Raw genomic sequence first — 13,203 nt, forward strand, 5'->3', positions numbered from 1 at the left:
GAAAGAATGGCATTCAGCGGCAAGATGACGGCGGCCAGCCATGCGGATCTGTTGGCCAAAGTGACGGACTTCATCACGGGCGATCCGGGCACGCCGGGCCGCGACTGGACGGCGGCGCGCCGGGATTCGCTGGAATGGGGCCCGGCGGCGGTCTTCCGCAATACCGGGCTGGCGGGTTCGGAAGAGGTGTACGTGGGGCTTTATGCCGCGACGTACACCGACGGCGTGAAGGGCGGGCTGGTCTGCAAGGTCTACAAGGCCTTCGACGGCGCGCCGGGCGGAACGGGGTTTCTGGATACGGCCTACGGCAACGGGACGGGGCAGGGCGGGACGCATGCCTTCCTGCCTTGCTGGAATGCCGCCATGAACGTCTGGATCTGGAGCAACAAGGCGCGCGTCGCCATCGTTGCCGAGTGCAACGGGATGTATGCCAACGCCTATTTGGGGCAGCTCCGGCGTTTTTCGCTGCCGGGCGAGAACCCGTGGCCCCTGGCCTGCCTGACGGACGGCTACACGAGCCTGTGGCAGTACACGACATGGCACGACGCCGCCGCAAGCACGGGTTCGCGCGACGCGGATCAGCACAGGCGGAATCTGGCCTTCGTGCGGCGGGGCACGTTCCCCCTGGGAGGGAGCTTTTCCTCTTATCACGCCTGCCATCAGATTTGCAGGCCGGACGGCGTATGGACTTCGCATTTCGCCATTTGCCCCACGGCCAGCCTGCTGGGGTTGTCGAGCGGCTATGAGACGGACATGAAGATGGACACGCAGGGGACGGGGATCGTGTTTCCGGAAGGGACGCCGCGCCTGCTCCTGCCTATGTACGTCATCCAGCTTGAGGATACGGGCGGCTATGCCGGGGCGTCGGCCATAGGCGAGATGTACGGGGTGCGCTGGGCCCCCGACGCGCTGGCCGGCGTTGAAAGCGACGTGGACGGCTACACCCTCTTCCCCGACGTCAACCGGGTGGAGTGGCATAGCTTTATGGCCATAGGAGACGAATGATGGCGCAGCCATGCAAGGTTTTCAGCTACACGAACGTAGGGACGGAGAAAGGCGTGCTCGCCAACATCGCCGGGGCGGCGCAGGCCGGGGGATGGACGGTGGACAAAAACGCCGTGGATGCCGAAGGCGAACTGTACCTGCACAGTACGGGCGGCGGGAACCGGCGGCTCTATTTTTCGCTGCGGCTTGTGCAGGCGCACGACAACGCGGAGCGTTTCCTGCTGGCCGTACACGGCAACACGGGGTTCGACGCTTCCGCGGCATGGGACGCGCAGCCGGGCCGGTTCACCGAAAGGCTGGCGCACGGCTATTGCTCGCGGGCGACCGGAAAACCCGTCTGGCTCAGATCTCCGGGGAAATACAGCATCACGTCCACGGGCTGGTGGATTTTGCCGCCGGTCGCCGAGCAGATCGTGCTGGTCTGCCCGACGTTCATTATGACGGCGATGCGGGTGGCCTACACGTTTTCCGACGGGGCCGATACGCCGTATTCGGGCTGGGTGCCCCTGATGTTCGGGGCGGCGGACGGCGGGGCGGATGAAACGGAGCTCAACATGGTGTTGTGGTCGGCGTGGAGCGCGAACAGCGCAATGGGGCTCATGCTTTCCGCGCTGTATGCGGCCCAGAGGGACGTCGGCAACGAGTATTATTTTTGCAACAACAACTACGGCAATGTGGGGCTGCTCTGGAAGGGGGCCAACGTCGAAAGATTCCCGCCGGAAGGCACCTACGGCTATACGGCGGGCACGCCTGCGCCCAGTGTGGTTCGCACCAGCGTCACCGTGCGCAGCGTCATCGGGAAGGTGAACACCGACTACAGCCTTGCCGGGGCCGTCAACGCAGGGGGGAAAACCATAACCCCTACGCACAAGGGCGCGGTCTGCGCATCGGTTCCCCAGTACAACGCGGCGCTCCTCCAGAACAGCGGGACGCTCCGGCACATGCTGATCAAGCCGCTGCTGTACGTCTGCAACGGCGAGGACGTGCGCATCGCGGGCGAGCTGCCGTATTGGGCGGTCAGCCTGCAAGGGCTCAAGCCCAAGGATCGCATCAGCATCGGGGGCCGGGTGTTCATGGTGCTGCCCGACATCTCGGACTCGGACGCCATCGGCCTCGCCGTTGAGGTGGAAGCATGATTTCAGAGGTGCTGTGGCCGCGCGCGGGCGGCGTCCCGGAGTGCTCCTACAGCATCCCCGGAACGTCGGGCGCATGGGCGGGCGACGCCCCGCACCGGGGGGACATGGTGCGGCACGAGGCCACGCCGCTGCCTCGGCCCTCGGAACGCCGCATGGCCGAGAGCGTTGCGGATCTCATTTACGGGCAGATCCATCTGTATCCGACGGAAGCCCATCTGGGGCTGCTTTCGGGGATGGAAACGCTTGATGTGGTGCTCTGGAACGCGACGTTCGCACCCGTGCGGCTTGTCGGCGTCAACAGCGCATCGCCTGCGGGCACGGCCCTTTCCGGCTTCCGTCCGGGGGTGCTGCCGCCCACCGGCGCGCTCAAGGGCCTTCTCACCGTGCTGCCTTCCGGCCCGGCGCAGCAGGATACGACGTATACGTTCGTTACCGACATCGGGGAACGGAGCCTGACGATCACGGCGTCGCGCCTGCTTCTGTTTCCGTTCTGGCCCGATTGGTCGGACGGGCTGGAGATCGATTACGCGTTCGACACCGTGCTGACGCGGGGGGAAAACGGCGACGAACAGCGCCGCCCGCTGGCGAAGCGCCCCCTGCGGACGCTCCGGGCCACGATCTGGGGCGACGGCGTGAACGGGCAGCGGCTCCACCACCTTGTCCAGTACGGGAAAGACCGCGTGTTCGGCGTCCCCTTGTGGCAGGAGGCGCTGGATGTGGCGGACATCGACGCCGCCCGGCAGGTGCTCACGCCCGGCAGGGATTTCGGGGACTGCTGGAACCTGACGCGGCTGTGCGATTTGATCATGCTGCACGAACGCCGGAGCGGTACGTTTATGGCCTGTTCCCTGCTTTCAAAAGATCCGGCGGGCCGGACGCTCTCCGTGGCTGCGCCGGTTCCCGATGTGTTCGCGGAGGGCGCCACGCGGCTGGTTCCGTTGTTCACGGGCATCCTGACGAGCGCGGAGCCTGCCGTGGTTTCCGACGGGATGGAAACGTGGTCGGTGGAATTCCGCGAACTGGCGGGCTCGCAGCCGGCGCTGGGGGCGTTGCCCCGCGTCCCGTCCGAGTCCGGCGCATGGCTCTGGCCGCACCGTCCCGACTGGTCGGGCGACGGCGTCGGCGGCACCTCGTCCCTGCTGCGGACTCTGCGCACCGTGCGCGGCGGCGTGATGGAGCTGGGCGCCCGGAGGGACGTGGCCCCATCGACGCACCGCCAAAAGTACCTGCTGCGGGAACCGGAGCTCGCCGGGCTGCTGGATCGGGCCACAGCCCTGCGGGGGCGTTGGAAAGCCCTGCTGGTGCGCGATCCGCGCCGCTGTTTCACCCTGACCCGCGGGGCCGCGGCGGACAAGGCGATCCTGTACGTGTTGGACAACGGCGCAAAGGACGGCTTCATCCCCAACCAGCGGCTGTGGATCGCCTTGCCGGGCGGGGATGTCCTGAACCGCCGCCTTGTGGCCGTGGAAGATGCGGGCGTGGGCGAACTGGCGCTGCACCTCGATTCCGAGCCCGGCGTGGCCGTCCCCCCGTCTTCACGGGTGGGGCGGGAGTATTACGCCCGTTTGGATACGGACTGCGTAACCGTCCGGCACGAATCCGCCGGGGTTTCCCGGTGCGAGCTGTCGTTCCACACCCTGCCGGAGGAAAGCTGATGCGTACAGAATTGCCTCAGATTGTAGAACTTTATGAAATCATAGCCGACACCGTGCATACGCTCACGACCTCGCGGGAACCCGTCCTGTGGCGTGGGGCGGAATGGACGCCCGCCGCCATCGAGCGCGGCGAACTGCGGGGCAGCGTGGACGGCAAGGCCGCCACGGTGACGCTGACGGCGTGCATGGATACGCTGCTCACCCGGTATCTGGCTTCGTTGCCCATCCTGCCGACGCGGGTGAACATTTATGAGCACGAACCTGAGGGCGGGGGCACGGTGCAGGTTTTCGGCGGCGTGGTGCTGGAGGTGATCCCCGGCGCGGACGCCGCGCAGGTTTCGGTCAACTGCCTTTCGTCAAGCTGCATCCTCGATGCCATGCTGCCCCGCATGATCTATTCGGGGCAATGCCAGTTCGTGCTGTTCGATTCCGGGTGCGGGCTGGCGGCGCAGTCATGGGGCGTGGCGGCGTCCGTGTCCGTGGACGGGCATCTGCTGACGTCGCCGTCCTTCGCCGCGTACCCTGATGGGTATTTCACGCGCGGGTACGCGGCGGCGGGAGGGGATTTCCGGTTCATCGTCGCGCATGTCGGGGACACGATCACGCTTCAGTTGCCCTTCGATTCCCGTGTGGGCAGCGGCGGAACCGTGACGGCATACCCCGGATGCGACGGCTCGCCCGCCACCTGCCGGGATCGCTTCGGCAATTCCGCCCGGTTCGGCGGCTGCGCCTCCATCCCAAGCCGGAACCCCGCCGTTTGGGGATTCAAATAGGAAGCCGAAGGGGGCCTTCAGGGGAAGGCGCTTCTTTTCCGTTTCCAGAGGGAGGATCGTTATGGACTATTTCGGCAACGAGGCCGCGTGGGAAGCCTTCCGCGCTGAGGCGGAGTCATGGATCGGGACACCCTACAGGCATTTGCAGCGGTGCAAGGGGCGCGGCGCGGACTGCACGCTGTTCGTCGGGCAGGCGCTGGTGGATGCCGGGCTGCTGACCCGTCTGGAGTACGGCTATTACCCCCGCGACTGGCACGAGCATACGCGGGACGAATACGTGCTGGAGGCCAGCCACAGGCACATGCGCGACTGTTTGCGTCCGGGGCTGGGGATGGCTTCCCTGCCTGTGGATGCGCCGCTCCTGCGGGGCGACTGGCTGGCGTTTTCCACCACGGAGCGCCGCGTGACCAACCATTGCGGGCTGGCCTGGCCCTGTAGCGGCGGCGGGTTCCAGATGCTGCACGCCATCAACGGCAGGGGCGTGTCGTTTACGCCGCTCGGAAACTGGTGGCTGCGGCGCATGACCCGGCATTTCCGCATCGTCGCCGCTGAAACGGGGGCGGGCGCATGGGCGTAGGGCTTGCCATCGCCGCCGTGACCATCGGGGCGACCGTGGCGACGGCGTTGTTCGCCAAGGGGCCGCGCTCCATGAAGGGGGCGGACATGGCCCCGGCCAACCTCGACGCCTTCCGCCTGACCACGGCTGAGGAAGGGACTGTCATCCCCCGCGTGTTCGGCACCGTCAGGCTGCCGGGAAACCTGCTGTATTACGGCAATCTTTCCAGCGAGCCGGAGTATGAGGAAACCGCCGTGGGCGGCAAGGGCGGCAAAAAGAAAAAGCAGAAGGTGCTGCAAGGCTACCACTACCGCATGGACGTGTGGCAGGGCATCGGCATGGGGCCGCTGGAACTTGTCGGCGTCTATCAGGATGATCGGCTGCTTACGGAACAGGGCGGGGCCATCCCGTGCGCGGAGCAGGTCTGGAACGACGGCACGGGCGCGTTTTACCCCGCACAGGCCGGGCCGTACGCCAGCCGCCTCCCCGGAGTGGCCCATGTCTGGCTCCGGCAGTTCTATCTGGGCTTCAACGTGTCCATGATGCCGACGCTGCATTACGTGGTGCGGTTCTGCGGGGATATCCCGCTGGAGCACGCCATCCTGCCCAACGGCGTGAACCCGGCGGCGATCATCCTCCAACTGCTCCTTGACGCCGGGGCCTCGTGGCCTTCCATCGACAAGCCGAGCTTTTCCGCCGCCGCGTCGTTCTGGGCTCAGAAGGGCTATGGCCTGAACATCGTGTTCTCGCGCCAGAAACCCGTACGCGAGCACATCATGCAGGTGCTTGGGTTCGTGGGCGGCTGGCTCGTCGAGCGGGCCGACGGGACGCTGTCCCTGCGGGCCCCCGATCCTGACGCGGCGCCCTCGGCGGTGCTCGGCGAAGGCGATTTTCTGGAAGGCTCCTTCTCCTTCAAGCGGGCGGCGTGGGATACGACATGGAACGATCTTTCCGGCAAGTTCACCGACGCGGCGCAGGACTATTCCGAGCGCGCCGTGACCGCCAACAACGCGGCTTCCATCCAGCTCCTTGGGCTGCGGCGCAAGAAGAGCGTGGATCTGACCGCCTTTACCGACCGCAGCGCGGCGCAGCGGCGCATTGAGGAGCTGCGGGACGTGGAGTCCTACCCGGCGGCCTCGTTTTCGTTCGACGTGCCGCGTGATTATGCCCACATCGAGCAGGGGCAGATCCTTGAGATCACGCACCCGCGTTTCGGCCTTTCCGGGGTACGGGTGCGCGTGCTGGAAGTCGTGCGCGGGAACCTGTCCGAAAACCGTATCTCGATTCAGGCCAAGCAGGTTGTGGAACGGCTGTCCGGGACATTCGTGCCTCCGGGGGAACCCCTGCCCGATCCGATGGCCCAGCCGCCCGCCGTGTACCCGCCGGTCACCGGCATCCCGCCGTGGTCGGCCCCGGATCTCTCGCCGGTTCCCCTGCGGCATACGCGGCTTTTCGAGCTGCCGCGGAACCCGGAAACGGGCTCCGAACCCACGGTTCTCGTGCTGGCGGCGCGGGAGCTGCTTTCCGAGGAAGGGCTGCTCGTGGAGCGTTCCGCCACGAACGCCGACTACAGCCCCGTTGGGCTGCTTTCGGCTCCGTGGGCGCAGTACGGGGCGCTTGCCGAGGCGTACCCGGCGGATACGCTCGCCGTGGACGACACGCGGGGGCTGCTGTACCGGCCCTATAAGGAAGATCCGTCCTTCGGCCCGGTCAGCCGGGCGGAACTGTTCGGGGCGCGGCGCATGGCGCTCGTCGATGATGAGCTGATGCTGTTCCAGACGGTCGTGCTTGAAGGCCCGGAGACGACCCGGTTCTCCGGCGTGGTGCGGGGGTACATGAATACGCCCATCCAGACGCATGCGGCGGGGGCGGCGATCTGGGTATTCCGGTATCCGGGCGAGGAAAATACGGTGCAGGGGCTGCCCATAGGCACCCATGCCGTCAAGCTGCGGCCTGTTTCGGGAGATGAGGTGCTTGGCGCGGATCGGGTGGATGGCCTGCCTTTCGCCGTGACCGGAAAGGCGATGTTCCCGTGGCCCGTCGCCGGGCTGCGGGCGGTGCGCACGGGGGATTCCGTCACCGTAAGCTGGAGCCCGGTGGACGTCGCTTTCGGCGGGGCCGGGACGCGCACCGAGAACGGGAACGAGCCGGTGCCCGCCGGGTTCTCCGGGGATTTCGTCCTTACGGCGGCGGGCGAGGACTATGCGGTCAACGGCACGTCCATCACCCTCACGCGTCCGGGGCGCTTCACGCTGTCCGTGACGGCGCGGCAGCTTGGGTATGTTTCCCCGGCGGCATCCGTCACCGTGGAAGCGCAGGACGGGGAATACGTGGCCTGAACCGGGCATTCCAATGGATAAGAAGGCAACGGCCTGTTCCCCGTGGCCGGAGTTCCGGGCCGTCCGGCCCTGCGGTTCCTGAGGGGCGGCCCGATAAGACAAGCAAGGAGAAGACGCAATGGCGAGTTTGACCCCGACCGGGCTTGAGACGATTACTTATGGGCAGCAAGGCTGGAACGCCATCGTGACGGCGAACATGCAGCGCCTCAATGCGTGGCTTGGGAAGATGCTCCCGCTGATGGACAACCGGAGCCGCACGGAGGGGGCCGTCCCCATGGTGGAACGCCGACAACGGCAACTGGGAGCCGTCCAACGCGGTACAGTCCCTACAAACGGAACTGGAGGCCCTCAAGTCCCGCGTGGCGGCGCTGGAGGCAGCGGCGGAAGGGCAGCCTTCCGCCTAGGGCGTCTTCACGCTATGCTGAATTTTTTCAATGATTGAATGTGATTGACGAAAGATGCGGCATCGCCCGAATTGAGGGTAACCATTTGCAAAAGGCTCTGTCATAGTATGTGGTTGTTTCATCTCCACAGTGTGGTGAAAATACAGCCTTTTTCTCCGGTTTTCCTCTTGGCGGAATACAGGGCTAAGGCATTTTGTCGGTTATCCCTGTGGAACTTCAAAGAAAAAGGCATCAACCATTTTCTAGAACACAGCCTTTTCTTTTTGGTGAACAGGCCCTGGGCCGTGTTGTTATTTTTTACATATAACTAATTGAAATTATATAATAATTTTTTGTGGCTTGAAAATGGTTAAACAATTGTAATGGATTATATCTAGTTGACGACACGGCTCAGAACAAAGGCCGCCCCTGAGAGCTCAGGAGCGGCCTTTGCCGTATCATCCGGCAGGTCTCGGAAGGAAGGAAAGGGAGACCCGGCGGGGAGGCAGGTTCACGCCTTTTGGCGGAACTATTTTTCAAGGCAGGCTTTCACGGCCTCAAGAGCGGCTTCAAAATCGACGTCGTGGGTGACTTCCTTGACGAGCTGCTCGTAGGCGATGACGCCGTCGGCGCAGATGACGAACACGGCGCGGCTGAGGAGGCGGAGTTCCTTGATGGCGACGCCATAGGCCGTACCGAAGGAAAGGTCGCGGTGATCGGAGAGGGTTTCGACGGCATCGACCCCGGCGGCCCCGCACCAGCGGGTCTGGGCGAAGGGGAGGTCGCAGCTGATGGTCAGGATGCGGACGTTGTCGGAAAGCTTGGCGGCTTCGGCATTGAAACGGCGGGTCTGCATGTCGCAGACGGGCGTGTCGAGGGAAGGAACCACGCTGATGACCAGCACCTTGCCCTTGTAGTCGGCCAGCGTGCGCGGGGTGAGATCATTGGCCAGCACGGAGAAGTCCGGGGCCGCTTCGCCGACGGAAACGCCCTTGCCGAGAAGGGTCAGGGGATTGCCTTGGAAAGTGATGATGCCGGTGCGTTCCTCAATCATAATAAGCCTCCATCCCCCAAAAAACGGGAGCGTAGCGTTGTTCTGTGATGTAGGAAATAAGAATACCCCAAACCTGATGGCCTGTAAATAGAAATAATTCCTGATTAGAAGAAAATCAGGAAATATATCATCCCGCCTTCCTTTGGGATGCGCGCAGCGGCGGCCCGTCGGCAAAAGGAAGCGGCGGTTGGAAGGCACAGCGCAACGGGTGGATAAGATTACAAGTACGCGGGAAGGAAACCCCGGAGAGAGGGAGGCGCGTGGCTCTGAAAACGCCTCCCCCTTGGAGATCATCCGTTCTTTCGGCAGGCCGCGACGAAACGGGCGGCCCAGTGCGGGACGGCTGGCGCAAAGAGGTGCGTATACGCCGCGAAAGTGTTGCGGACAAGGAGCCCGTCGCGGCTTTTGAGTTTGTCCGGGCCTTCCGCCGCAAGCCCCTTGGCGCGGTGCCCCGGCCCGGACATGCCCACGCCGGGCGAGAGGCGCAGGGTCGGCTCAAGTTCCCCAAGCGCAACGCAGCGGGAATAGTGGAATTCGTGCCCGCGCAGAAGGGCGCCTACCGGATGGAACGGGTTTTCGGCCTCCACGGTGGCCTCCACATAGCCGAGGCCCTGCGGGCGCTGGCAGAACTCCGCCCGTGCCGGGAAAATCCCGGTCATGGGGTACAGTTTCCCGTTGATCTGCAACTCTTGGCACAGAACCATAAATCCGCCGCACTCGGCATAGATGGGCATGCCGCGCATGGAGTATTCCCGGATTTCCGCCAGATGCGGGGAATCCGTGAGGCGTTCCGGAACCATTTCAGGGAACCCGCCGCCGAGATAGAGCCCGTCAAGGCGCTCGCCGGGCCACGGTTCCGGCGAGAGCAGGCTCAGCTCGACGAGTTCGGCTCCGGCACGGCGCAGGGCCTCAAAATTTTCCTCATAATAGAACCACAGGGCCGCATCCCGTACGAAGCCGATGGTCACGGGAGAAGCGGACGGAAGGCCGGAATGAAGCAGCGCTGATGCGGACGCTTCCAGAGCTCCGGCTGGTTCCGATGGGTGCGAGGGGACGGAAGGCGCGCTTTCGGCGGATTTTGGTCCATGCGGTGCATCATTGGGGAGTGTCCTCCCCATATCGGCCTCCCCAACCGTGGCATCGGCATACTGGGGGGCGTTGCCGGGGCCTTTCCCGATGTTGTCCGCTTCCCGGAAAGCGGCGTCTTCTTCTCCCCTTCCTCCCCTTTCTTTTTCTTCTTCCCAGAAGGGGGCGACGTCCCGCAGATCGGGGGCGGAACGGGCGAGGCGCAGGGCCGCATCAACGTCCATATGGCTTTCAATAAGCCCGGCAAGGGAATCAAGGGCGGCGAGCAGGGAGGCCCGGCCCGGCGCGTCCGGGGTTTCGTCGTGCATGGAGACGAGCCCCATGTGCCGTTCGGGGATGGGGTTCTCGGCAAGCCGGGGGATTTCTCCGAGGACGGGGATGCCGGTGTACGTTTCGATGCTCTGCCGGATGAGGGCGGCGTGCCGTGAGGACGCCACACGGTTGAGGACGACGCCGGCGAGGTTGACGGGCTCGAAGCGGGCCAGCCCGGCAATGACCGCGGCGGCGGTGCGGGTCATCTTGGTGACCGTGAGGGTAAGCAGGACGGGTGCGCCGAGGGCGCGGGCGAGGGCCGCGGTGGAACAGCTTCCCTGCACGTCACGCCCGTCGTACAGGCCCCGGTTGCCTTCAATGACGGCAAGGTCGGCGTCGCCGAATGAGGAGCGGAAAAGCGCACGCAGCCGGGCATCCGTCAAAAAGAAGGGATCAAGGTTGGTCGGCGTGCGCCCGGAGGCGAGGCCGAGCCATGCGGCGTCAATGTAGTCCGGGCCCTTCTTGCAGGGTTTGACGCGGAAGCCGCGAAGCGTCAGGGCGCGGACGAGGCCGAGCGAGAGGAGCGTTTTTCCGCCGCCCCCGGAAAGGCCGGAGACGACGAGGCGGGGGGCCGTGAAAGTCGGTGTGATCATGCGTTGTTCCGGGAGGGCGGGAGCTTGAGGGCGGCCCGCGCTTCATCAAGGTTGGCGGAGGCGGCGGGCAGGGCGTAGCCCTGCCTGAGCCGTTCCGTGGTGTGGATGCGGTTGGCGTGCGTGGTGATGGGCAGCGTTTCGCAAACGCACAGGAACCCTAGGATCAGGAGGAAAAGCACAAAAAGGGGGATGTCAGCGCCGGGGAAAGGGGCGAGAAGGATTTTCCGGGCATCGGGAAACAGCAGAAGCACGGGGGGAAGCAGCACAAAACCGATCAGGGGCGTCAGCGCGGTGAGGAACAGCCGAGTGTTGCCCCTCCTGAGGCAGAAACCGAAGGAACGAAGCGTTTCCCCGCTGAATCCGTAGTATCCCGCGGTTTCCTTGCCCGTGCAGGGATGCCGCAGCAGGATGCAGCTATCGGCGGCCATCGGGGCCTCCCGGAAGGTTGAGCGCGATCCGGGCTTCCTTCTCATTGATCGCGGGGACGATTTCGTAGCCTTCGTCCAGCAGCCTGCGCGTATATCGCCGGTTGCAGGAGAAGGAGATCAGGGTGTTCTGAAGCAGCAGCCCAACGAGGCCCAGCATGGCTACTAAAGCGTGCCCCGAAATCATGAGGCCGCCCAGGGGAACTTCAGTACCGTCGAGCAATTCCGAGAGCGCAGGCACGCCGAAAAAGAGGCCGAACACGATGAGGATCGCAGCCGGGGAGATAATGTATTCCATGCCCCCGGAGGGGGCCCCGCGTTTGAACCAGACGAACCCCAAGGTTCGGAAGCTGTCCCAACTGAATCCGTAATATCCCTTTGTTTCCTTGCCCGTATGGGGGTGCCGCAGCAGAATGTAGTTATCGGACATCGCAGGTTTTCTCTTTGGCTCTGTTATAGTGTGTGGTTGTTTCATCTCCACAGTGCGGTGAAAATACAGCCTTTTTCTCCGGTTTTCCCCTTGGCGGGAACCGCGGCTAAGGCATTTTATCGGCTAATCCTTTGGAACTTCAAGGAAAAAAGCATCAACCGTTTTCTATAACACAGCCTTCCTTTTACGTTTTGGCGTACTGGGCCTTCCCCCTCTGCCGCCGGGAAACCCTTCGTGGCCTGCGTAGCGCCGCGTACGGCTGGCGCTGAGGACGGACGGGAGGCGGCCCGTTCCATTGGAAGGGGAGGGCTTCCATGCTGTGGATATCCGCATGCTTCGGCAGCCCCGTGCCGCCGAGAGGGCTGGGGGGGCGCAGACGCGGACGGGACAATCATACCGGAGGGGCGGCGTGCCGGGCGGATAGGGCCGTGAGTGCGGAAAAGCTGGGGTATGCCGGAGCCGGGCAAGGCCAGCCGCACGCGCCGCCGCATGGAAGGGGGCCTCGCCGCCATTTTGTCCATGCAGGATTGCGGATCCAGCAAGGGGGTCCCCGTGTCTGCCGAGCCCCTCAAGGGCTTCGCCGAAACCGGGGGAGCAGCAAAGGGAGGCCGAGACGGGAATGGGCGGGATGTGCCGCCCGGCGTCGCGCGGAATGGGACGGATCGGGCAGCCGGGCCGGGCTTTGCTGTCCGTCCGGGCGGATGGAACCGGCGGGGATGCGGCGTCACGGGCGCGTCCTTGGTTCTACTCGTGTATGCCCAGCACGCGCTTGGCTTCCCGGACTTTCTCAGGATCGTCGTCGAAGACGTAGCCGCGTTCCAGCAGGCGCGTGGTGTAGACGCGGTTGTAGAGAAAGGCCCAGATGAGCGCGACGAGCCAGAAAGAGGAGGCGCTGAGGAGCAGCACGAGCACCCCGGTAAGGAGGTCGCCACGGAATATGGCGGGAAAACCGCTGAAAAACAGCGTCGTCCAACTGAATCCGTAAAATCCGGTTGTGATGATGCCGGACTGTGCGTGCCTGAGCCGAATGTTCTGGGCCATGCCGTCCCCCGGAAAAGAAAAGGGAAGGAATCGCTTCCTTCCCTCAAAAGCCCTCCCGTGCCCGCTAGATCGGGAACGGGAGGGAAAGCCGCGGGAGAAAGCTCCCCCGCAGCCGTTAAGACTAGTTTTCGCCTTCGGAAGAGGCCTGCTTGCCGGCGCCCTTCAGACCGTACATGGTCGTGGAGCCGGAAGACCAGTATTCCAACGTCTCTTCGGACACGAGCACGGACAGGACGTTCTTGACGTCGCGGGTGCCCTTGGCGGGGAAGAGTTCGAGGAAGTCCTTGAAGTAGTACTTGGTCTTCGCGCCGGGACGGGACATCTTTTCCTTGAGGAAGTTGATGACGACTTCCTTGTCTTCGGCGGTGACTTCAGCGGCGGAAGCGGATTCGTGGGCTTCACCGCCGTGGGCGGC

13 protein-coding genes are annotated in these 13,203 nt (G+C 64.5%); 7 read left to right on the plus strand and 6 right to left on the minus strand.

Annotation, left to right across the window (positions count from 1 at the left end; translation table 11 throughout):
• The first annotated feature begins 6 nt into the window (after positions 1-6).
• From AC6I1V_RS10470 to AC6I1V_RS10500, 7 genes are all read left to right on the plus strand, one after another.
• The gene (locus tag AC6I1V_RS10470) at positions 7-1,005 is read left to right on the plus strand and encodes a potassium transporter KtrB (RefSeq protein WP_486854052.1); all 999 of its coding nucleotides are present in this window, start codon (positions 7-9) and stop codon (positions 1,003-1,005) included.
• The gene (locus AC6I1V_RS10475) at positions 1,002-2,141 is read left to right on the plus strand and encodes a hypothetical protein (RefSeq protein ID WP_486854051.1); all 1,140 of its coding nucleotides are present in this window, start codon (positions 1,002-1,004) and stop codon (positions 2,139-2,141) included. Before AC6I1V_RS10470 ends, AC6I1V_RS10475 begins: the two co-directional genes overlap by 4 nt.
• Positions 2,138-3,796 carry a hypothetical protein gene (locus AC6I1V_RS10480; protein WP_479858672.1) on the plus strand — a complete coding sequence of 553 codons (1,659 nt, stop codon included), beginning with the start codon at positions 2,138-2,140 and terminating at the stop codon, positions 3,794-3,796. The genes AC6I1V_RS10475 and AC6I1V_RS10480 overlap by 4 nt, the downstream gene beginning before the upstream one ends.
• Positions 3,796-4,569, plus strand: a complete 774-nt coding sequence (locus AC6I1V_RS10485; RefSeq protein ID WP_337431374.1) for a phage BR0599 family protein — start codon at positions 3,796-3,798, stop codon at positions 4,567-4,569. The genes AC6I1V_RS10480 and AC6I1V_RS10485 overlap by 1 nt, the downstream gene beginning before the upstream one ends.
• A 61-nt stretch (positions 4,570-4,630) precedes the next feature.
• Positions 4,631-5,146: a C40 family peptidase gene (locus AC6I1V_RS10490; RefSeq protein ID WP_302551462.1), complete on the plus strand. Its 516-nt coding sequence runs from the start codon at positions 4,631-4,633 to the stop codon at positions 5,144-5,146.
• Positions 5,137-7,464 carry a phage tail protein gene (locus AC6I1V_RS10495; protein ID WP_486854050.1) on the plus strand — a complete coding sequence of 776 codons (2,328 nt, stop codon included), beginning with the start codon at positions 5,137-5,139 and terminating at the stop codon, positions 7,462-7,464. The genes AC6I1V_RS10490 and AC6I1V_RS10495 overlap by 10 nt, the downstream gene beginning before the upstream one ends.
• Before the next feature lie 118 nt (positions 7,465-7,582).
• The gene (locus AC6I1V_RS10500) at positions 7,583-7,906 is read left to right on the plus strand and encodes a hypothetical protein (RefSeq protein WP_486854049.1); all 324 of its coding nucleotides are present in this window, start codon (positions 7,583-7,585) and stop codon (positions 7,904-7,906) included.
• Between the two features lie 470 nt (positions 7,907-8,376).
• On the opposite strand, the gene tpx is transcribed toward AC6I1V_RS10500, so the two are convergent.
• The 6 genes from tpx to AC6I1V_RS10530 form a co-directional block, all read right to left on the minus strand.
• Positions 8,377-8,901, minus strand: coding sequence for a thiol peroxidase (tpx, locus tag AC6I1V_RS10505; RefSeq protein WP_302551459.1), 525 nt, complete (start codon positions 8,899-8,901; stop codon positions 8,377-8,379).
• A gap of 290 nt (positions 8,902-9,191) precedes the next feature.
• Positions 9,192-10,892, minus strand: a complete 1,701-nt coding sequence (locus AC6I1V_RS10510; protein ID WP_486854048.1) for a cobyrinic acid a,c-diamide synthase CobB — start codon at positions 10,890-10,892, stop codon at positions 9,192-9,194.
• Entirely contained in the window at positions 10,889-11,320 is a 432-nt protein-coding gene (locus AC6I1V_RS10515) for a hypothetical protein (protein WP_486854047.1), read from the minus strand. The genes AC6I1V_RS10510 and AC6I1V_RS10515 overlap by 4 nt, the downstream gene beginning before the upstream one ends.
• Positions 11,307-11,747, minus strand: coding sequence for a hypothetical protein (locus AC6I1V_RS10520; protein WP_308770507.1), 441 nt, complete (start codon positions 11,745-11,747; stop codon positions 11,307-11,309). The genes AC6I1V_RS10515 and AC6I1V_RS10520 overlap by 14 nt, the downstream gene beginning before the upstream one ends.
• A 744-nt stretch (positions 11,748-12,491) precedes the next feature.
• Complete coding sequence (locus AC6I1V_RS10525) at positions 12,492-12,788, minus strand: hypothetical protein (RefSeq protein ID WP_302551454.1); 297 nt, start codon at positions 12,786-12,788, stop codon at positions 12,492-12,494.
• Positions 12,789-12,909: 121 nt separating this feature from the next.
• Positions 12,910-13,131 (minus strand): dissimilatory sulfite reductase D family protein, encoded by a 222-nt coding sequence (locus tag AC6I1V_RS10530; RefSeq protein ID WP_486854054.1) that lies wholly within the window; start codon positions 13,129-13,131, stop codon positions 12,910-12,912.
• Between the last annotated feature and the right edge of the window lie 72 nt (positions 13,132-13,203).

Source organism: Bilophila sp. T19-St14, from assembly GCF_059728385.1.

What these genes read in the sequence shown, in the direction of transcription:
- AC6I1V_RS10515 (WP_486854047.1), bottom strand. Translation starts at nt 11,320, where the DNA reads ATGGCCGCCGATAGCTGCATCCTGCTGCGGCATCCCTGCACGGGCAAG.
- tpx (WP_302551459.1), bottom strand. Translation starts at nt 8,901, where the DNA reads ATGATTGAGGAACGCACCGGCATCATCACTTTCCAAGGCAATCCCCTG.
- AC6I1V_RS10475 (WP_486854051.1), top strand. Translation starts at nt 1,002, where the DNA reads ATGATGGCGCAGCCATGCAAGGTTTTCAGCTACACGAACGTAGGGACG.
- AC6I1V_RS10510 (WP_486854048.1), bottom strand. Translation starts at nt 10,892, where the DNA reads ATGATCACACCGACTTTCACGGCCCCCCGCCTCGTCGTCTCCGGCCTT.
- AC6I1V_RS10525 (WP_302551454.1), bottom strand. Translation starts at nt 12,788, where the DNA reads ATGGCCCAGAACATTCGGCTCAGGCACGCACAGTCCGGCATCATCACA.
- AC6I1V_RS10485 (WP_337431374.1), top strand. Translation starts at nt 3,796, where the DNA reads ATGCGTACAGAATTGCCTCAGATTGTAGAACTTTATGAAATCATAGCC.
- AC6I1V_RS10500 (WP_486854049.1), top strand. Translation starts at nt 7,583, where the DNA reads ATGGCGAGTTTGACCCCGACCGGGCTTGAGACGATTACTTATGGGCAG.
- AC6I1V_RS10495 (WP_486854050.1), top strand. Translation starts at nt 5,137, where the DNA reads ATGGGCGTAGGGCTTGCCATCGCCGCCGTGACCATCGGGGCGACCGTG.
- AC6I1V_RS10520 (WP_308770507.1), bottom strand. Translation starts at nt 11,747, where the DNA reads ATGTCCGATAACTACATTCTGCTGCGGCACCCCCATACGGGCAAGGAA.
- AC6I1V_RS10470 (WP_486854052.1), top strand. Translation starts at nt 7, where the DNA reads ATGGCATTCAGCGGCAAGATGACGGCGGCCAGCCATGCGGATCTGTTG.
- AC6I1V_RS10490 (WP_302551462.1), top strand. Translation starts at nt 4,631, where the DNA reads ATGGACTATTTCGGCAACGAGGCCGCGTGGGAAGCCTTCCGCGCTGAG.
- AC6I1V_RS10480 (WP_479858672.1), top strand. Translation starts at nt 2,138, where the DNA reads ATGATTTCAGAGGTGCTGTGGCCGCGCGCGGGCGGCGTCCCGGAGTGC.